At 64.1% G+C, this 17,486-nt stretch carries 17 protein-coding genes; 4 read left to right on the top strand and 13 right to left on the bottom strand.

Features of this window, described 5'->3' with window-relative positions; genetic code table 11:
* Positions 1–57 precede the first annotated feature (57 nt).
* From pilQ to FYM52_RS11650, 5 genes are read right to left on the bottom strand one after another with little or no spacing between them, the layout of a single operon-like run.
* Positions 58–2,127, bottom strand: a complete 2,070-nt coding sequence (gene pilQ / locus FYM52_RS11630; RefSeq protein ID WP_043385482.1) for a type IV pilus secretin PilQ — start codon at positions 2,125–2,127, stop codon at positions 58–60.
* On the bottom strand, positions 2,127–2,675 hold the full coding sequence (locus FYM52_RS11635) for a pilus assembly protein PilP (RefSeq protein WP_043385479.1): 549 nt from the start codon (positions 2,673–2,675) through the stop codon (positions 2,127–2,129). The genes pilQ and FYM52_RS11635 overlap by 1 nt, the downstream gene beginning before the upstream one ends.
* Complete coding sequence (locus FYM52_RS11640) at positions 2,672–3,352, bottom strand: type 4a pilus biogenesis protein PilO (RefSeq protein WP_043385476.1); 681 nt, start codon at positions 3,350–3,352, stop codon at positions 2,672–2,674. The genes FYM52_RS11635 and FYM52_RS11640 overlap by 4 nt, the downstream gene beginning before the upstream one ends.
* Positions 3,349–3,960 (bottom strand): PilN domain-containing protein, encoded by a 612-nt coding sequence (locus FYM52_RS11645; RefSeq protein ID WP_043385471.1) that lies wholly within the window; start codon positions 3,958–3,960, stop codon positions 3,349–3,351. Before FYM52_RS11645 ends, FYM52_RS11640 begins: the two co-directional genes overlap by 4 nt.
* Entirely contained in the window at positions 3,957–5,036 is a 1,080-nt protein-coding gene (locus FYM52_RS11650; protein WP_154164213.1) for a pilus assembly protein PilM, read from the bottom strand. Before FYM52_RS11650 ends, FYM52_RS11645 begins: the two co-directional genes overlap by 4 nt.
* Before the next feature lie 309 nt (positions 5,037–5,345).
* Here FYM52_RS11650 and FYM52_RS11655 point away from each other — a divergent pair, with 309 nt between their 5' ends.
* Positions 5,346–7,667, top strand: coding sequence for a penicillin-binding protein 1A (locus tag FYM52_RS11655; protein ID WP_154164214.1), 2,322 nt, complete (start codon positions 5,346–5,348; stop codon positions 7,665–7,667).
* A 75-nt stretch (positions 7,668–7,742) separates the two neighbouring features.
* On the opposite strand, the gene cyaY is transcribed toward FYM52_RS11655, so the two are convergent.
* Positions 7,743–8,081 (bottom strand): iron donor protein CyaY, encoded by a 339-nt coding sequence (gene cyaY / locus FYM52_RS11660; RefSeq protein WP_154164215.1) that lies wholly within the window; start codon positions 8,079–8,081, stop codon positions 7,743–7,745.
* A 12-nt stretch (positions 8,082–8,093) separates the two neighbouring features.
* Here cyaY and FYM52_RS11665 point away from each other — a divergent pair, with 12 nt between their 5' ends.
* The 3 genes from FYM52_RS11665 to FYM52_RS11675 all read left to right on the top strand — a co-directional run bounded on the left by FYM52_RS11665 (position 8,094) and on the right by FYM52_RS11675 (position 9,848).
* On the top strand, positions 8,094–8,291 hold the full coding sequence (locus tag FYM52_RS11665) for a lipoprotein (protein ID WP_154164216.1): 198 nt from the start codon (positions 8,094–8,096) through the stop codon (positions 8,289–8,291).
* A gap of 129 nt (positions 8,292–8,420) precedes the next feature.
* Positions 8,421–9,251 (top strand): MBL fold metallo-hydrolase, encoded by an 831-nt coding sequence (locus FYM52_RS11670; protein WP_154164217.1) that lies wholly within the window; start codon positions 8,421–8,423, stop codon positions 9,249–9,251.
* A 66-nt stretch (positions 9,252–9,317) separates the two neighbouring features.
* Entirely contained in the window at positions 9,318–9,848 is a 531-nt protein-coding gene (locus FYM52_RS11675; protein WP_162524708.1) for an ImmA/IrrE family metallo-endopeptidase, read from the top strand.
* 58 nt (positions 9,849–9,906) lie between these two features.
* On the opposite strand, the gene FYM52_RS11680 is transcribed toward FYM52_RS11675, so the two are convergent.
* The 7 genes from FYM52_RS11680 to can form a co-directional block, all read right to left on the bottom strand.
* On the bottom strand, positions 9,907–11,037 hold the full coding sequence (locus FYM52_RS11680) for an acyl-CoA dehydrogenase family protein (protein ID WP_042414417.1): 1,131 nt from the start codon (positions 11,035–11,037) through the stop codon (positions 9,907–9,909).
* Between the two features lie 116 nt (positions 11,038–11,153).
* The gene (locus FYM52_RS11685) at positions 11,154–11,816 is read right to left on the bottom strand and encodes an SDR family oxidoreductase (protein ID WP_154164218.1); all 663 of its coding nucleotides are present in this window, start codon (positions 11,814–11,816) and stop codon (positions 11,154–11,156) included.
* A 46-nt stretch (positions 11,817–11,862) separates the two neighbouring features.
* On the bottom strand, positions 11,863–12,489 hold the full coding sequence (locus FYM52_RS11690; RefSeq protein ID WP_154164219.1) for a pyridoxamine 5'-phosphate oxidase family protein: 627 nt from the start codon (positions 12,487–12,489) through the stop codon (positions 11,863–11,865).
* Positions 12,486–13,583: a hypothetical protein gene (locus FYM52_RS11695; protein ID WP_154164220.1), complete on the bottom strand. Its 1,098-nt coding sequence runs from the start codon at positions 13,581–13,583 to the stop codon at positions 12,486–12,488. Before FYM52_RS11695 ends, FYM52_RS11690 begins: the two co-directional genes overlap by 4 nt.
* Before the next feature lie 132 nt (positions 13,584–13,715).
* Positions 13,716–14,906 (bottom strand): acetyl-CoA C-acyltransferase, encoded by a 1,191-nt coding sequence (locus tag FYM52_RS11700; protein ID WP_154164221.1) that lies wholly within the window; start codon positions 14,904–14,906, stop codon positions 13,716–13,718.
* 39 nt (positions 14,907–14,945) lie between these two features.
* Positions 14,946–16,754 carry a bifunctional isocitrate dehydrogenase kinase/phosphatase gene (gene aceK / locus FYM52_RS11705; protein ID WP_154164222.1) on the bottom strand — a complete coding sequence of 603 codons (1,809 nt, stop codon included), beginning with the start codon at positions 16,752–16,754 and terminating at the stop codon, positions 14,946–14,948.
* A 61-nt stretch (positions 16,755–16,815) separates the two neighbouring features.
* Positions 16,816–17,478: a carbonate dehydratase gene (can, locus tag FYM52_RS11710; protein ID WP_042414435.1), complete on the bottom strand. Its 663-nt coding sequence runs from the start codon at positions 17,476–17,478 to the stop codon at positions 16,816–16,818.
* Positions 17,479–17,486 lie beyond the last annotated feature (8 nt).

The raw sequence follows: 17,486 nt of genomic DNA on the forward strand, positions 1-17,486 counted from the left end.
TGCATAGACAAAGACCGCCTTGCGGCGGTCTTGGATTGTCACCGACATTGCGCGCTGTCAGTTGCGGGCAATCGCATCGGTCACCATGCGCGGGGTGATGAAGACCAGCATCTCGCGCTTGGTCGACTCGCGCGTGCGGCTTTTGAACAGGTTGCCCATCACGGGGATATCCCCCAGGACCGGCACCTTGTTGACCTGGTTGGTTTCTTCCATCTCGAAGATACCGCCAATCACCACCGTGCCACCGTTTTCCACCAGCACCTGGGTCTTGATGTGCTTGGTATCGATGGCCACCCCCTGGAGCGTGGTTTCGCCGCGCGAGTCCTTGTTCAGGTCCAGATCCAGAATGATGTTGCCCTCGGGCGTGATCTGCGGCACCACTTCCAGCTTCAGCACGGCCTTCTTGAAGGCCACCGTGGTGGCGCCATTCGGGGCGGTCTGGGTGTAGGGGTACTCGGTACCTTGCTCGATCACCGCCTGGGTCTGGTCGGCGGTCAGCAGACGCGGACTGGAGATCACCTTGCCTTCGCCTTCCGCCTCCATGGCGGACAGCTCCAGCGACAGGAAACGCGTCAGCCCCGAGTTGAAGATGCTCAGCGCCAGCGACGAAGGCGTGCCCCCGGTCGACAGGCCGGCCGGCAAATTGACAAACGGGGAGCTGGTGGTCGTGCCATACGGCGCATAGCCGGTGCCGATGCTGCCGCGGCCGGGGCTTTGGTACCCCCCGCCAAACTTGACACCCAGAGAGCGACCGAACGTATCGCGCGCCTCGACAATCCGCGCCTCGATCAGCACCTGGCGCACTGGCACGTCCAGTTTCTTCAGCAGGTTGGCGATCTCCTCCAGCTTCTTGGCGGTATCCGTCACAAACAGTTGGTTGGTGCGTGGTTCGGCAATCGCAGAGCCTCGCTGCGACAGGAAACGCGTGCTGGCTTCGCTGGAGCCACTGTTGTCCGCAATCTGCTTTTTCAGATCTTCGGCCTTGGCGTAGTTTATCTGGAAGCCCTGGGTGCGCAAAGGCTCCAACTGCTCGATATTGCGTGCCGCCTCGAAGTCGCGCTTGGTGCGTTCATCGATCTCATCCTTGGGTGCGATCCACAGCACATTGCCGTTTTTCTTCATGCCCAGGCCCTTGGCCTCCATGATGATGTTGAGCGCCTGGTCCCAGGGCACATCCTTGAGCCGCAGGGTCAGGGCCCCACCCACCGTGTCGGATGTCACGATGTTGAAGTTCGTGAAATCGGCGATCACCTGCAGCAGCGACCGCACTTCGATGTTCTGGAAGTTCAGCGACAGGCGCTCGCCGGTGAAGCCGGGGCCTTTGCTCAGCTTGGTTGGATCCACGCGCTTGGGACGCACTTCCAGCACGAACTGGCTATCACTTTGGTAGGCACTGTGCTCCCACTCCCCGGTCGCTTCGACCTGCAAGCGCACGCGATCGCCTTGCTGGCTGGATGTCACCACCTGCACCGGCGTTCCAAAATCCACGACGTCCAGACGACGGCGCAATCCTTCCGGCAAACTGGTCTTCAGCAGATCCACCACGATCCCCTTGCCTTCAGGGCGGACATCCGCACTCACCATCGGCGAGCCCAGATCCACCACCACACGGCCAGCGCCATCGGCACTGCGGCGGAAATCGACATCCTTCAGGACCACGGCCCCATCCTGCTGAACCGGCTTGGCCACCAGACGGCGGTTGGGCGATTCCGTGGGCGCAATCGCCGAGGCCTGCTGCACCGGATCCAGGAACACCAGGACGGTGTTGCCCTTGGTTTCCGTGCGGTAGGTGGTCGCGGTCTTGAGATTCAGCACCAGCCGCGTACGGCCGGAGACCTCCACCACATTCGCGGTGTTCAGGTTGCCCTGCTGAATCTCCACCAACGATTGCCCCAGGGCATTGCTGGTCTGCGGGAAATCCAGCGCAATGCGTGCCGGCGTCTGGATGGCAAACCCGGTGACAGGTGCACTCAGGGGCTCGGAGAGCTCGATGCGCACCACCTCACCGCCGGCCTGCAACGACCCCGTGACCGACTGGATGCTGGCCGCCCAGGCCCATGAGGAACACAACGCAGTCATGGATACGGCCAACCAGCGCGCGGACAGCCAATTTTTCTTTTTCAGCATTATTTATTCCCCTCTTGCAGATCCAGCGTGGTCATGCGCTCCACCCAGTCCCCCGCAGGGTCCTGGACGATTTCACGCAGCTTGATGCTGTGTTCTCCAATTTGGACGATACGCCCGTAGTTCTGCCCCAGATAGTTGCCCGCCTTGACCTGGTAAATCAACTGATTCACCTTGAGCAGCGCGGTATCCTGCCCGCCCTTGCGCAAGCTGCCCACCATCACCATGCTGTCCAGGGGATAGCTTTCCAGCTCTTCCTTGCGCCGCCCCTGCTCTGCGATCAAGAGCGCCATATTCGAGGTGTTTTGCGCCGATTCGCGGGTCAGAACCTGGGTCAGCTTGCTCATGCTGAAAGGGTCTGCACCATCGGCCGCCACATAAGCTTGCGGGGTGAAAACCGAAGGTTCCTTCAGTGGCTGAATCCTGGGCTTGGTCACCGCCCGTTGTTCGGCCACCCATTGCTGCAAGTCCCCGTGCTCATCCCCCGAGCACCCCAGCAGCAGGAGAACGCTCAGACAGCCCACCCAACGCGCATTACGGAGGTTCATCATTTGCCACCCCGCTTGGTTTTTTGGGCGCCAGCCCGCCCACTGATCTCCTCGGGATCCAAGTAACGGTAGGTCTTGGCCGTCGCATCCAGCGTCAGCACACCATCCTTGCCTTTGGGTGCCACCGACAGGTCATTCAGGGTGACGATGCGCGACAAATGCGCCACATCCGACGCAAACATGCCCATGTCGTGAAACTGCCCGGACACCCTGACGGCAATCGGCAACTCTGCATAGAAGTCTTTCACGACTTCGGTACCCGGCTTGAACAGTTCAAACTGCAGACTGCGCCCTAATCCAGCCTGGTTGATATCAGACAACAAGGCCGCCATTTCCGATTTGCTGGGCAACTGTTTCTCCAGCTGGATCACATATTGCTGCACTTGCTCGCGCTGCTGCTTCAAGCCATCCAGGCTGACTGCCTTGAGCAGTTTCTTGCTGTAGTCTGCGCGCAAGCTGGTCTCTTTATCGCGCTCGCTTTGCAAATCGACTTCCAAGTCGCTCAGGTAGAAATACCATGCTGCCCCCGCCGTGAACAACGTGATGGCGATGCACAGCAGTACCCGGGGCAAGATGGGCCACAGTGAGGGGTCCTTGGGATCCAGGTCCTGGAACTGTGCCTTGGCATCGGCCAGATACCCTGCGACATCCAGCTTCAACTGCACTTTGGAGGATTTCATGGTTTTGCCCCGCCAGTCGCAACAGCCGCTGCACCAGACTCTGCGTCAACAGGCAGCACCAGCAAAAAGCTCAAATTGAAGTTGACCACCTTGCGTTGGTCCTTCGGGGACAACGCCACTGTCGATGCCACGATCTCTTTGAGATCAGGTTTGGCAAACCAGGCGGTATTGCCAGACAAATTGCGCAACACTTCCGAGACACGCTCGTTGGATTGCGCAACCCCCTTCATCTCGACCTGCAGACCGTTTTGCTTGATCGAGCTGATGTACACGCCTTCCGGGAGCTGGCGCACCAGCTCATTCAGCAGATGCACAGGCAAATTGCGGTTGGCCTGCAAGGCCTCCACCGCTTTCTGCCGCTCGCGCAGCGCATTGATTTCCCCTTCCAAGCCCGCAATTTCCTTGATCTGCTTGTCCAGCACGGCAATTTGCGAGCTCAGGTAGGCGTTGCGATCTTGCTGGTTTTCAATCCGCGATTGGAACCACCAATAGACCAGGGCCGCCACCAACAGACCCACGACCACGGCCAAGAACATGGTGACCTGAAACGCCTCTTTGCGGCGCTTGCGCGCAGCCTCTCTGTGGGGCAATAGATTGATCAAGATCACGACAGGAACCTCCGCATCGCCAAGCCGCAAGCCGTGAGGTACATGGAGGCATCCTGCTTCAGTCGTGACTGCAGCACGCCCGTCGACAGCTTCATGCCCTCGAAGGGGTTCAGCACATGGGCCTGCACGCCGGTTTGCGCCTGTACCGCCTCGGCCAAACCTGCCACCCCTGCTGAGCCGCCAAACAGCACCACATGCTGCACGCTGTGATAGGGCGTGCTGGTATAGAAGAACTGCAGGGCGCGCCCGATATCCTGGGCCAGACTGCCAACAAAAGACTGCAGCACGGCCTGGGGATAATCCTCCGGCAAGTCACCCGTCCTTTTCTTCAGCTCCGCCTCTTCCACCGTCACCCCGTAGTGGCGCGCAATCATCTGGGTTAACTGCGCACCGCCAAATGCCTGCTCGCTATCGTGCAGAACCTCATCGTCACGCACGATTTGCAGGCTGACGTTACGGGCGCCAACCTTCACCAAGGCAATCAGCTCACCGGCGCCGGCGTTCGGCAGCTTGGCAATCCAGCGCCCCGCCGCCAGACGCGAGGCATAGGACTCCACGTCCATCACCACCGGATTGAGCCCCACCAAAACCGCCAAGTTGTTGCGCTCTTCCACCCGTTCCTTGCGTGTGGCCGCGAGCAGCACATCGACGTCGCTGGGGTTCTTCGCGTTCGCGCCCACCACACAGAAATCTAGACTCACTTCGTCCAACGGGAAAGGAATGTATTGGCTGGCCTCGGACTCGACCTGCACCTCCAGCTCCTGCTCGCTGAGGCTGCCCGGCAAAATGATTCTTTTTGTAATAACCGCAGAATAAGGTAACGCAAGAGCCGTGTTCTTGGCCCGCGTCCCGCTTTTCTTCAACAGGCGCCGCAGCGCGTCGGCCACTTCATCGAATTTTTCGATGTTGCCATCCACGATCCAGTCCGCGTCCAAGGGCTCTGTCGCGCACCGCTCCAGCACCCACTCACCTTGACCGTCTTGATTCAGTTCGACCAGCTTGACAGCAGATGCACTGATGTCCAAGCCAATCAGCGGCGAGGGCTGGCGCCTAAATAGAGAACCTACAGATATCAAGGGGCCCTCCCTTCCGGTTTCATTTTGAGATATAGAAATTAGCAGTTCGAGGCATGCTATCAGTAAGGATAGAAATCAACCAAGCCCTCCCCATAGCGGGCGGCTGCGCTATCGTTGCCAAAAGTAGACGCTTTGGCGCTCACCGCGCCAGGGGCACCGCAAGCTGCCTGGGCACCGTCACCGTTTCACCGCATTGAATCTTGACCATTTCTATAATGGTCTCCCCCTTTTGAGTGGAGCGTCATGCCTACCTCTCCAGACTCTCGAGATAAGAGCACATCCCGTCCTCAGACCCCCCCACACGCACGCATGCACTGGCTGGTGCGTGCTTTTTTATGGCTGATCGGCCTGGCGGTCGCTGGCGCGCTGGCCTTGGCCATGGTGATTGCCGTAGCCCTGGCGATGGCATATCCCAACCTGCCGGACGTGTCCGAGCTGGCCGACTACCGCCCCAAGCTGCCGCTGCGCATTTACTCGGCCGAAGGCGCTCTGCTGGGAGAGTTCGGCGAAGAGCGGCGCACGCTCACGCCCATCAACGATATCCCCAAGGTCATGGTGGATGCGGTCCTTGCGATCGAGGACACCCGCTTCTTCGAGCATGGCGGCGTGGATTACAAGGGCATGCTGCGTGCGGCCTTGGCCAACCTGGGCAAGGTCAAGAGCCAAGGCGCATCGACCATCACCATGCAAGTGGCCCGCAACGTATACCTGTCTTCCGAGAAGACGTACACGCGCAAGATCTATGAAATCCTGCTGACCTTCAAGCTGGAGCACTTGCTGACCAAGGAGAAGATCCTCGAGATCTACATGAACCAGATCTTCCTGGGTCACCGGGCCTACGGTTTTGCGGCGGCCAGCGAGGTCTACTTCGGCAAGCCCCTCAAGGATGTCTCGATCGCCGAGGCTGCGATGCTGGCTGGGCTGCCCAAGGCCCCCTCGGCCTACAACCCCATCAGCAATCCCAAGCGTGCTCGCATTCGGCAGCTCTACATCATCGACCGCATGGAAGAGAACGGCTTCATCACCCCCGAGCAGGCACGCCTGGCGCGTGAGGAGCCGCTGCAACTGCGCAACGCCAACCACAACGTGGGCGTGAACGCGGACTACGTGGCCGAAATGGCCCGCCAGCTGGTCTATGCCCAGTACGGTGACGATGCCTACACCCGCGGACTGAACGTCTACACCACCCTCAACGCTGGCGAGCAGGAAGTGGCCTATGCCGCACTGCGCAAGGGCATCATGGACTACGAACGGCGCCAACGTTACCGCGGCCCCGAAAAGTTCATTGCCTTGCCCAGCGATGCCCAGGCGCTGGAAGATGTGATTGACGACACCCTGGCCCAGCACCCCGACAACGGGGATGTGCTGGCCGCTGTGGTGCTGGAAGCCTCGACCAAGTCGATGACCGTGCAACGCCCTGACGGCGAGAAGATCGTCATCACCGGGGACGGACTGAAGCCCGTGGAATCGGGCTTGAGCGACAAGGCGGCACCCAACATCAAGATCCGCCCGGGCGCCGTGATCCGGGTGATCGAAACCGGCAAGGGCAAGTGGTCGGCCACACAGCTGCCTGAAGTGGAAGGCGCGTTTGTCGCAGTCGACCCTCGCACCGGCGCCATCCGCGCGCTGGTCGGTGGGTTTGACTTCCAGAAAAACAAGTTCAACCACGTCACCCAGGCATGGCGCCAGCCCGGCTCGTCCTTCAAGCCGTTCCTGTACTCGGCGGCCCTGGAGAAGGGTGTGGGCCCTGCCACCCTGGTGAATGACGCGCCCATGTTCTTCGGCGCCAACGTCACCGGCGGCCAGCCATGGGAGCCACGCAACTACGATGGCAAATTCGAAGGCCCGATGCCCCTGCGCACGGCCCTGGCCAAATCGCGCAACATCCCGTCGATTCGCGTGCTGGAGTTCACCACCCCACAGTTCGGCCAGGAATGGGTCACCCGGTTCGGGTTCGAGGCCAGCCGCCATCCCGCCTACCTGACGATGGCCCTGGGCGCCGGCTCGGTCACCCCGATGCAGATGGCCACCGCCTTCTCGGTGTTTGCCAATGGTGGCTACCGCATCAACCCCTGGCTGATCTTCAAAATCACGGACCACAAGGGTCAGGTGCTGTCGGCCTACACCCCCAAGCCGCTGGAAGAGCAGCCACAGGCCATCGACGCACGCAATGCCTTCATCATGAACAGCATGCTGCAGACCGTGGCCAAATCCGGCACTGCGGCGCGCGCGCAGGCCACGCTGAAGCGCCCGGACATCTATGGCAAGACCGGCACCACCAACGATGCGGTCGATGCCTGGTTTGCCGGCTTCCAGCCCACGCTGACCGCGATCACATGGATTGGCTACGACACCCCGCGCAACCTGGGTTCACGCGAAACCGGTGGCGGCCTCAGCCTGCCGATCTGGATCAGCTTCATGCAGCACGCGCTCAAGGACGTGCCGGTTGCCACCTACCCCGTGCCTCCGGGGGTGGTGAACATGGGGGGGGAATGGTTCTACGAGGAATATGCTGGCGGCACCGGCGTGACCGCGCTGGGCATGAACCCCGGGTACTTCAACCCCGATCAGCCCACGGAGGCGCCCCCGCAAGAAGAGCGCAGCCGCATCCTGGACCTGTTCCGCAACTGATGCGCCCACAAAAAAGCCCGGAGGTCACCCACCGGGCTTTTTTCATTCATCGGCTTGGCGATCGCCCGCCAGCCGTCAGACCGTCTTGGCGGTGAATGCCAGAGTCAGTCCCGATTGGGCGCTGGCAAAACGGCTCAGGTTCTCGAAGAACTCACCGCCGCCCTTGGTGTCCTGCCAGTGCTGGCCATCGAACTTGTAGTGAAAGCCGCCGGCCTTGGCCGCCATCCAGATTTCATGCAACGGCTTTTGCTGGTTGATCACGATCTGCGTGCGGTTGGCAAACACCAAGGTCACCATCCCCCCCACGCGCTGGGCATCAATGTCCGCGTCGGTTTCATCGTTGAGCCGATCGCACGACTGCTCCACGGCCAGCAGCAACTGCTCGGCTCTGTCTAAATATTCAAGGTCGGTCATTACAATCCACTCATGTTGAATGCTCCCCAAATTCTAGTCAGGTGCATTGCCCTTGCCGTTTGTACGGCGGCCTTGGCAGCCTGCGGCCAGCGCGGACCTTTGTACCTGCCCACCGACCCCACGGCCCATGGGCGTGCCTCCCTGCCCGATACAGTTCTGCCGAACACCCCTGCGCCGGGCACCACCCCGCCACCTGCGCCGGCCCGCTGAGCCTGCGGCGGCTGGGCGAGGGTCTGCGCCCACCGGCCGGGTGCGCAGCATACGGAGGATTGCGCTTGATCAAGCGCTGGCCGGGCCACGTCTCCTACAGTGGGCCCTTTTTCCGCATTGACCCTGCAGATGGCCATCGAACTCTACCGTGACAAGACCCACGCTTGCCTGATGTTCACCGACCTCATGGAGGAAGATGGGCAGGCCGTGCAGTGCAACCAGTTCCTGATCGTCGACCATGGCACCGGCGCCATCATCGACCCCGGCGGCAACCTGGCCTTCAACGAGCTGTTCATGGGCATGACACGGCACTTTGCGCCGCAAAAGCTCTCTTACGTCATCGCCTCCCACGCCGACCCGGACATCATCGCATCGCTGGACCGCTGGATGAGCAGCACCAAGGCCTCTCTGGTCATCTCGCGCGTCTGGGAACGCTTCGCGCCGCACTTCACCAAAGTGGGCAAGACCGAAGACCGCGTGATCGGGGTGCCGGACAGCGGCGGCCGCCTGCCGCTGGGGCGCACCGAACTGCTGCTGCTGCCGGCGCACTTCATGCACTCCGAGGGCAACTTCCACTTCTACGACCCGATCAGCCGCATCCTCTTCACCGGCGACCTGGCGGTGTCCATGACCACCGGGGCCGAGGCGCGCAAGCCCGTGGTTCACATGCCCAGCCACATCCCGCGCATGGAAGCCTTCCACCGCCGCTACATGGTGTCCAACAAGATCCTGCGCCTGTGGGCCCAGATGGCCCGCCAGCTGGACGTGCAGATGCTGGTGCCCCAGCACGGCGCCCCCATCATCGGCAAGCGGGCGATCGAAGACTTTTACTGCTGGATTGAAAACCTGGAGTGCGGCATCGACCTGTTCGGTGCGCAGCACTACCAGATCCCCTCGGCCCAGATCGATCCCGTCACCCGGCAGATGCGCACGGGCCAGCCGGCGGTGGCCACGCCCTGAGCACCACCGCCAGCGCATGGGGGCAGACAGCGCCCCCCGCCGGCGCCGATAGCGATAATGCAGCCCATGGCACTCTTGGCTGAAGGCATCCTCAAGCTGCACTGGGACCAGACGGTCCCGGTCAACATTGCGCACATCGTCAAAAGCATGGGTGTGCGCCTGTCGCTGGAAGACAGCGTGCCCTGCAGTGCCCGCCTGTCCATCACCGCGGGCAACCAGGCCCAGCTGCAGCTGTCACGCCAGTTGCCCCACCTGCACCAGCGCTATGTGGTGGCACACGCCCTGGCGCACGTGGCCCTGCACCACCTGCGCCCCGGCATGCAGCGCGAGCTGCACCTGTCCGAGGATTTCCGGCTGGATTTCGGTGTGCCCCACAACCTGGAAGCCAACGACTTCGCCCTGCGCCTGCTGATGCCCGAGCCGGCGCTGCGCTACGCCGTCGAGCAGATGCAGGCGCGCAGCATGGCCGAGCTGGAACATGTGTTCGCCGTGCCGGCCCTGTTCATCAAGCAGCGCCTGAGCGACCTGGGGATGGAGCTGCCACGGGCCCAGCCGCGTGCGCGCCGCAGCACCCGCCCGCCGGTGCAAGACGTCTGAACGGCGGTGAGCACCCCTGGCCGTGCAGCGCCCAGGACGGAGCCCCACCCGACGCTCATCAGGCCAGCGCGCGCTGGATCAGGATCTTCTGCACATCGCTGGTGCCTTCGTAGATCTGGCACACGCGCACATCGCGGTAGATGCGCTCGACCGGAAAGTCGCTGACCACGCCGTAGCCGCCCAGGGTCTGGATGGCGGCGCTGCACACGCGCTCGGCCATCTCGCTGGCAAACAGCTTGGCCATGGCCGCCTCCTTCAGGCAGGGCAGGCCGGCATCGCGCAGGCTGGCCGCATGCCAGATCAGCTGGCGCGCGGCCTCAATCTGCGTGGCGCAGTCGGCCAGCCGGAATCCCACGGCCTGGTGGTTGAAGATGGGCTGGCCAAAGCTCTCGCGCTCCTTGGCGTACTGCAGCGCGCACTCGAAGGCGGCGCGCGCCATGCCCACGCTTTGGGCGGCGATGCCGATGCGCCCGCCTTCCAACGCGCTCAGCGCGATCTTGTAGCCCTCGCCTTCGGCGCCGATCAGGTTGGTGGCGGGGATGCGGCACTGGTCAAAATTGATCTGCGCCGTGTCGCTGCTGTGCTGGCCCAGCTTGTCCTCCAGCCGCGCCACCACATAGCCGGGGGTGTGGGTGGGCACCAGGAAGGCGCTCATGCCCTTCTTGCCCGCGGCCTTGTCGGTCACGGCGATCACGATGGCCACGTCACCGTTCTTGCCGCTGGTGATGAACTGCTTGACGCCCTGGATGACGTAATCGCCACCATCGCGGGTGGCCGTGGTGCGCAGCGCCGAGGCGTCCGAGCCGACATGCGGCTCCGTCAGGCAGAAGGCACCCAGCATGTCGCCCTGCGCCAGCGGCTTGAGCCATTGCTGCTTTTGCGCCTCGCTGCCATAGCGCATCAGGATGGCGTTGACCGGGCAGTTGGTCACGCTGATCACGGTGCTGGTGCCGCCATCGCCGGCGGCAATCTCTTCCAGCACCACGGCCAGGCTCACATAGTCCAGGCCGGCACCGCCGTACGACTCGGGCACGCAGATGCCGTAGCAGCCCAGCGCCGCCAGGCCGCGGTGCACGTCCTGGGGGAAATGGTGTTCCTTGTCCCAGCGCGCGGCGTGGGGGGTGATCTGCTCCTGCACAAAGCTGCGCAGGGCCTCGCGGATCATTTGCTGGTCTTCGGTCAGCAGCATGGAAGGTGTCTCCTTGGTTTTATATCAATAAGAGCTGCCAGCGCAGGTGCTTGCTTGGTTTCAATACAAAAAGTATTTGAAGTGCTTGTCTATCCTGCGCTGCCAGCTATGCTTTTTCAGCCCTTGCAGCGTTCGCCGTTGTAGCGCAGCAGGCCGCCCCGGTCCTCCAGGGTCAGCTGGTCGACCGTGTCCAGCATGCCCTGCACGCTGGTCTCGACCGTGATCGGTGCGGCGGCGCCGCCCATCTCGGTCTGCACCCAGCCCGCGTCCATCGCGATCACGGTGGCACCGGGCCACTGCGGCTGGGCGCTGGCCACCACCATGTTCACCGCCGCCTTGCTAACGCGGTACAGCCAGGCATCCGCGTCGGCCAGCGACAGGCGCGACATCTCGCTGCTGATGCAGACCATGGTGCCGCCAGCGGCCTCCACGCCGGGCATGACCTGGGGCAGCACCTGCATGGCGCCCAGCACATTGGTGTGCATGACGCGGTCAAACTGCTCCTGGGTGGGCGGGTGGGCCGCCGTGCCGGCATCCCACACCCCGGCCACATACCAGGCGCAGTCGATCTCCTGGCCGTCCAACTGCCAGGCCAGGCCGCTGACGCTGGCGGGATCGGCCACATCCACCACCAGCACCTCGGCGCCTTCGGCCCGCAGGGCCACCCCATCCGCACGTTGGCGCACGGTGGCGATCACGCGGTCGCCGCGCGCCACACAGGCCCGCACCAGACCGCGGCCAATGCCGCGCGAAGCCCCCATCACCAAAATCACTGCCATACCACTCCCTTTTGCTCAGTTCACGGCCGCACACGGCGGAACTGGTTCAATCCTGCGCGCGCTCCGCCGCAATCTGCTGCTGGTAGCGCTGCTCCATCGCCGCCTGGCTTTCCGGCGGGGTGTCCAGCCCGATCTGCGCGTGGATCATCTGGTTCATGCTGGGCAGGACCGAGCGTTCCACCTGCGCCTCAGCCTGCCACAGGCGCGAGCGCATCAGCGCCTTTGCGCAGTGCAGATAGGCTTCGCGCACCTGTACCTCGATCACCAGCTTGGGGGTGAAGTGCGCGCCGGCAAAGTGCCCGGTCCAGGCCGGCTCATCGCGCAGCCGGGCCGTACCATTGATGCGCAGGGTTTCGTTCACCCCGGGCACCATGAACAGCAGGCCAATGCGCGGGTCGTGCAGCAGGTTGCTCAGGCTGTCCAGCCGGTTGTTGCCACCGGCATCGGGGATCCACAGGGTCTGGGCATCGTGCACGTGCACAAAGCCCGGCGCGCCGCCGCGGGGCGACGCGTCCATCAGCGCCCCGGCACCGCCGCCGGTGGCCAGCACGCACAACGGCGACAGCGCGATGAAGCGCTGGCAATGCGCATCCAGCGCAGCCTGCTGCTTGCGCAGGGCCCGCTCGGCCGGCATGGCGTACAACTGGCGCAACTGGTCTTCGCCGGTGATCATGCGACCTCCTCGGCCGCGCGCCGGTCGTGGCGGTGGATGGCGCTGTACATGCCCAGGTACTCGCGCCAGGAGGGGTCGTACTCCAGCGCCAGTGCGGCGTCCAGACCCGGGGCGTGCTCGGCCGCCAGCTGGCGGGCCAAGGCGGCGGCGACGTCCGGGTCGTCCACATAGAAGGCCGCCACGCGGGACTGCATGCCCTCCATGCGCGTGAAGGCCTGGACGCCGCGCTGCTGGGCCAGCAGCTGCGCATCCAGCGCGTCTTGGGCCGCCCGCGCGCAGTCCAGGCTCTCCTGGCTGTCCATCGGGAACCGCAGCGTCAGCAAATAGCACAGGTCGGCCCGCGTGGCCAACGCATGGGCGCTGTCGTGGAAGGTCAGCAGATCGGGGGCATCGTCCTCGTCGGCATCGCGGGGGCGGACTTCCAGTGAGATCCAGCGGTCCTGCTCCTCCTGCGGAAAGTCATAGGTGCGTCCCAGGACCTCGCGCTGGAAGGCATCGAACACGGCGGGGAACTGCGACAGCGGGACTGTATCGGCCTGCGCGTCCACAAATTCCACCGGCCCCACACGCACGGCGAAATCCCATTCGCCCAGGGCATGGTCCAGCAGGATGAAGGCCATGTGCCGGGCCTGCTCCTGCAGCTGCGGCGGCACGGCCTGGGCGAACGACAGCGCCAGCCCGATGATGCCGCCCGCGTCATAGTGGGCCACCAGCACATCGTCACAGGACAGCTCAAAATCCTGCAGGCGCATGGCGAAGTTGCTGCCGGCGGCGCGGCTGCGGAAGGCCTGCACGGCATAGCCCGCCAGCGGCGGGGCCTGGCGCACCACGGCCTGCGCCGCCTCAAAGTGTTCGATGTTGCCGTGGGCCGTGACCACCAGGCGGGCGCCGTCCTGGCCGGGCGTGCCTTCCAGCTCCAACGACAGGCCGGGGGCATGGCGCTGCAGCAGCGCGTTGGCTGCCTCGACAAAGGCCCGCCCGTCCAGCGCGGCCAGGGCCGTCAACTGGCCGGAAAAATCATTCCAGAAGGCGGTCGCCTGCGCGGCGCTCAAGGGCGCGGGGGGCTGGTCGTCTTCGGGCAGTTCTGCATGCATACGGAAAATCCTGGAAAAGGCCGCGCGCACCCCGCAAGGCGGGCGCGCGGCCGGTGGCACATGGACCGACTGTAAGCCAAGCCCTGCGGCCCTGTGCCCAGCAGCGCCGGAGGACGGCGCCGCCGCGGTCGCTCAGACCAGTTCAATGGCCATGGCCGTGCCTTCGCCACCGCCAATGCACAGCGTGGCCAGGCCGCGCTGCTTGCCATGGCGCTCCAGAGCGTGGATCAGCGTCACCAGGATGCGCGCGCCGCTGGCGCCAATCGGGTGGCCCAGGGCGCAGGCGCCGCCGTGCACGTTGACCTTGTCGTGGGGCACCTTCATTTCGGCCATCAGCGCCATGGGCACCACGGCAAAGGCTTCGTTGATTTCCCACAGGTCCACATCCTCGACCTTCCAGCCGGCCTTCTTCAGCGCCTTCTCGGTGGCTCCCACGGGGGCCGTGGTGAACCACTCGGGCGCCTGGGCGTGCGTGGCATGCGCCACGATGCGCGCCACCGGCTTGCAGCCCAGTTGCTTGGCCGTGGATTCGCGCATCAGCACCATGGCGGCGGCGCCGTCGTTGATGCTGGAGCTGGAGGCGGCGGTGATGGTGCCGTCCTTCTTGAACGCGGGCTTGAGGCTGCCGATCTTGTCCAGCTTGGCCTTGGCCGGGCCTTCGTCCACGCTGATGGTCACATCGCCCTTGCGGGTCTTGACGGTGACGGGGGTGATCTCGGCATCGAAGGCACCGCTTTGGGCGGCTTGCTGCGCGCGCTGCACGCTGGCAATCGCAAACGCGTCCTGCGCTTCGCGCGTGAACTGGTACTTGGCGGCACAGTCCTCGCCAAAGGTGCCCATGGAGCGGCCGGCTTCGTAGGCATCCTCCAGGCCGTCCAGCATCATGTGGTCATAGACCTTGTCGTGGCCCATGCGGTAGCCAGCACGGCCCTTCTTCAGCAGGTAGGGCGCGTTGGTCATGCTCTCCATGCCCCCGGCGATCATCACGTCACGGCTGCCGGCAATCAGCTGGTCGTGGGCCAGGATGGTGGCTTCCATGCCGGCGCCGCACATCTTGGAAAGCGTCACGGCGCCGGTGCTTTGCGGCAGGCCGCCCTTGAAGCCGGCCTGGCGTGCCGGGGCCTGGCCCTGGCCGGCCATCAGGCAGTTGCCGAACAGCACTTCTTCGACCTGTTCGGGCTGGATGCCGGCGCGGGCCACGGCGGCCGCAATGGCCGCACCGCCCAGGTCGTGGGCAGCCAGATCGGAAAAATCGCCCTGGAACGCGCCCATGGGGGTGCGCGCAGCGCTGACGATGACGACGGGGTCTTGGTGTTGTGGCATGGAAGTCTCCTTGTTGATGTCAGTTGGCAAGCCAAAGGTTCACGAAGTCAGCGCCGGCGCATGCAGCTGGCGGCTGGGGTCGTACGGGAAAACGTCGTGCATGTGGCCCTGCTGGATGCGCGCCTGGTGCGCCTGCCAGAAGGCGGGCTCCAGCAGGTCGGCGTGGTGCTGCAGGAAGACCTCGCGCACGGCGGGATGGCCCAGCAGGAACGGGCCGAAGGTCTCGGGGAACACATCGTGCGGGCCAACCCGCCACCAGATCTCCCCGCTCATCTCTTCCTCTTCGGTGCGTGCCGGGGGGATGGCCCTGAAGTGGCAGTCCGTCAGGTATTCGATCTCGTCGTAGTCATAGAACACCACCTTGCCGCCGCGGGTGACGCCGAAGTTCTTCCACAGCATGTCGCCCGGAAAGATGTTGGCCGCCACCAGGTCCTTGATGGCATTGCCGTACTCGATCACGCAGCGCTCCATGTTGGCGCGCGCACGGGGCTGCTCCAGCCCGGCATCGAAGCACTCCTGCAGGTACAGGTTCAGCGGCACCAGCCGGCGCTCGATGTATAGGTGGCGGATGATGACTTCCTGCTGCCCGTCGCCATCGCGGTCACTGACCTCGATCTGCTCGGGCGCATGGGCCAGCAGCTCGGCCAGCAGGGCATCGCTGAAGCGCTCGCGCGGGAAGGCCACCAGGCTGTACTCCATGGTGTCGGCCATGCGGCCCACCCGGTCGTGCTGCTTGACCAGCTGGTACTTGGCCTTGACCTGGGCGCGCGTGGTCTCCTTGGGCGCCGGGAAGCGGTCGCGGATCAGCTTGAACACGTAGGGAAAACTGGGCAGGTCGAACACCAGCATCACCAGGCCCTTGATGCCCGGCGCGATGCGGAACTGGTCGCTGGAATGCTTGAGGTGGTGCAAGAATTCCCGGTAAAACAGGGTCTTGCCCTGTTTGGCCAAGCCCAGGGCGCTATAGATTTCGCCACGCGGCTTGCGCGGCATCAGGCCGTGCAGAAACTGCACGTAGGCGCTGGGCACGGCCATGTCGACCATGAAGTAGGCCCGCGCAAAGCTGAACAGCCCGTGCAGGTCATCCTCGCCGAACAAGGCCGCGTGCAGCACCAGTTGGCCCTGGGCGCCGTGCACGATGGGAATGGCCAGCGGCAGCTCGGTGTAGCCGGTGATGATCTTGCCCACCAGGTAGGCGCCCTTGTTGCGGTAGAACAGGCTGGACAGCACCTGGATCTGGAAGTTGGCCCGCAGTGTCAGGCCCGCCAAGCGCTCGCGCATGCGAGCGGCCAGCACGGCGATGTCGCGGGCAAGATCCTCGAACGGGGCTTGCAGCTGCAGCTGCTGCACCAGGGCCTGCAGTGCCTGCGGCAAGGCGTCCAGCAATCCGGGGTAATAGGCACGGTACGTGGGCGCATCGTCCGGGTCCCGGCTCTCCAGGTACTCGGTGCTGACGGCCGGCCGCACGAAGATGAAATCGTTGTGGAAGTGGGTGCGGTGCAGGATCTTGGTGGTGACGGAGTTGAAGAAGGTCTCCGCCAGCTCCGGCTGCAGGTGCTCCACCATCAGGCCGATGTAGTGCAGCTTGACCTGCTGCCACACCGGCATGGGCAGCAGGCCGGCGTGGAACTCGGTCTCCAGCCGCTGCACGCACTCGGTAACGCGCAGATCGTAGAACGCGATGCGCTCGCGTTGCGCGGTCTGCTGGCCGCTCCAGTCGGCCTGTTCGAAACGGCGCTTGGCGCGGGCCGATTCAGCCCGAAACAGGCGGTAATGGCGGTCAAAGCCATCCATCATCGCCTGGGCGATGCCAAAGGCCTGGGGAGCGTCCAGCTGCTGGGGAAACATGGCTCAACGCACGCCAATACGCCCCAGGCGCAGGGCCCGGGGCCGGCCACTTGCCCGCCGTTCAGTCACGCTGGCGCTCGGCCACCAGCTGCACAGCGCGCTGGTGGATTTCATGCAGGCCACCGACGCCGGGGACGGTCATCTCCAGGTTGGTGATGTGGCCGTTCTTCAGGCTGTAGCACCAGCCGTGCAGCGACACGCTCTGGCCGCGGGCCCAGGCGTCCTGCATCACGGTGCTCTGCGCCACGTTCATCACCTGCTCGATGGCGTTCAGCTCGCACAGCACGTCGTGGCGGTACTGCACGGGCGTGGCCTTGATCAGGTCATAGTGCTTGTCGCGCACGTCGCGCACATGGCGGGTCCAGTTGTCGGCCAGGCCCAGGCGGATGCCTTCCAGTGCCGCCAGCACGCCGCCACAGCCATAGTGGCCCACGACCATCAGGTGCTCGACCTTGAGGTGGTCGACCGAGTACTGGATGGTGGACAGGCAGTTCAGGTCGCTGGGCACCACCACGTTGGCCACGTTGCGGTGCACAAAGACTTCACCCGGCTCCAGCCCGGTAATCTGGTTGGCAGGCACGCGGCTGTCCGAGCAACCAATCCACATGTACTTGGGTTTTTGCTGCGACATCAGTCCGGTGAAGAACCCGGGGCGGTCGCGCTCCATCTGGGCAGCCCATTCCTTGTTGTGCACAAACAGGTCATCGATGGAGGTAGTGGTCATGTGGCCTT

The organism is Comamonas sp. CAH-2, from assembly GCF_009668305.1.
GTDB lineage: Bacteria > Pseudomonadota > Gammaproteobacteria > Burkholderiales > Burkholderiaceae_C > Comamonas > Comamonas aquatica.

Bases quoted from the DNA above. Each gene is read 5' to 3' on its own strand.
- FYM52_RS11700 (WP_154164221.1), bottom strand. From the start codon at position 14,906: ATGCCACAACACCAAGACCCCGTCGTCATCGTCAGCGCTGCGCGCACC.
- FYM52_RS11640 (WP_043385476.1), bottom strand. From the start codon at position 3,352: ATGAAATCCTCCAAAGTGCAGTTGAAGCTGGATGTCGCAGGGTATCTG.
- can (WP_042414435.1), bottom strand. From the start codon at position 17,478: ATGACCACTACCTCCATCGATGACCTGTTTGTGCACAACAAGGAATGG.
- FYM52_RS11665 (WP_154164216.1), top strand. From the start codon at position 8,094: ATGTTGAATGCTCCCCAAATTCTAGTCAGGTGCATTGCCCTTGCCGTT.
- FYM52_RS11670 (WP_154164217.1), top strand. From the start codon at position 8,421: ATGGCCATCGAACTCTACCGTGACAAGACCCACGCTTGCCTGATGTTC.
- FYM52_RS11685 (WP_154164218.1), bottom strand. From the start codon at position 11,816: ATGGCAGTGATTTTGGTGATGGGGGCTTCGCGCGGCATTGGCCGCGGT.
- FYM52_RS11680 (WP_042414417.1), bottom strand. From the start codon at position 11,037: ATGCTGCTGACCGAAGACCAGCAAATGATCCGCGAGGCCCTGCGCAGC.
- FYM52_RS11675 (WP_162524708.1), top strand. From the start codon at position 9,318: ATGGCACTCTTGGCTGAAGGCATCCTCAAGCTGCACTGGGACCAGACG.
- FYM52_RS11690 (WP_154164219.1), bottom strand. From the start codon at position 12,489: ATGATCACCGGCGAAGACCAGTTGCGCCAGTTGTACGCCATGCCGGCC.
- FYM52_RS11695 (WP_154164220.1), bottom strand. From the start codon at position 13,583: ATGCATGCAGAACTGCCCGAAGACGACCAGCCCCCCGCGCCCTTGAGC.
- FYM52_RS11655 (WP_154164214.1), top strand. From the start codon at position 5,346: ATGCACTGGCTGGTGCGTGCTTTTTTATGGCTGATCGGCCTGGCGGTC.
- aceK (WP_154164222.1), bottom strand. From the start codon at position 16,754: ATGTTTCCCCAGCAGCTGGACGCTCCCCAGGCCTTTGGCATCGCCCAG.
- cyaY (WP_154164215.1), bottom strand. From the start codon at position 8,081: ATGACCGACCTTGAATATTTAGACAGAGCCGAGCAGTTGCTGCTGGCC.
- pilQ (WP_043385482.1), bottom strand. From the start codon at position 2,127: ATGCTGAAAAAGAAAAATTGGCTGTCCGCGCGCTGGTTGGCCGTATCC.
- FYM52_RS11635 (WP_043385479.1), bottom strand. From the start codon at position 2,675: ATGATGAACCTCCGTAATGCGCGTTGGGTGGGCTGTCTGAGCGTTCTC.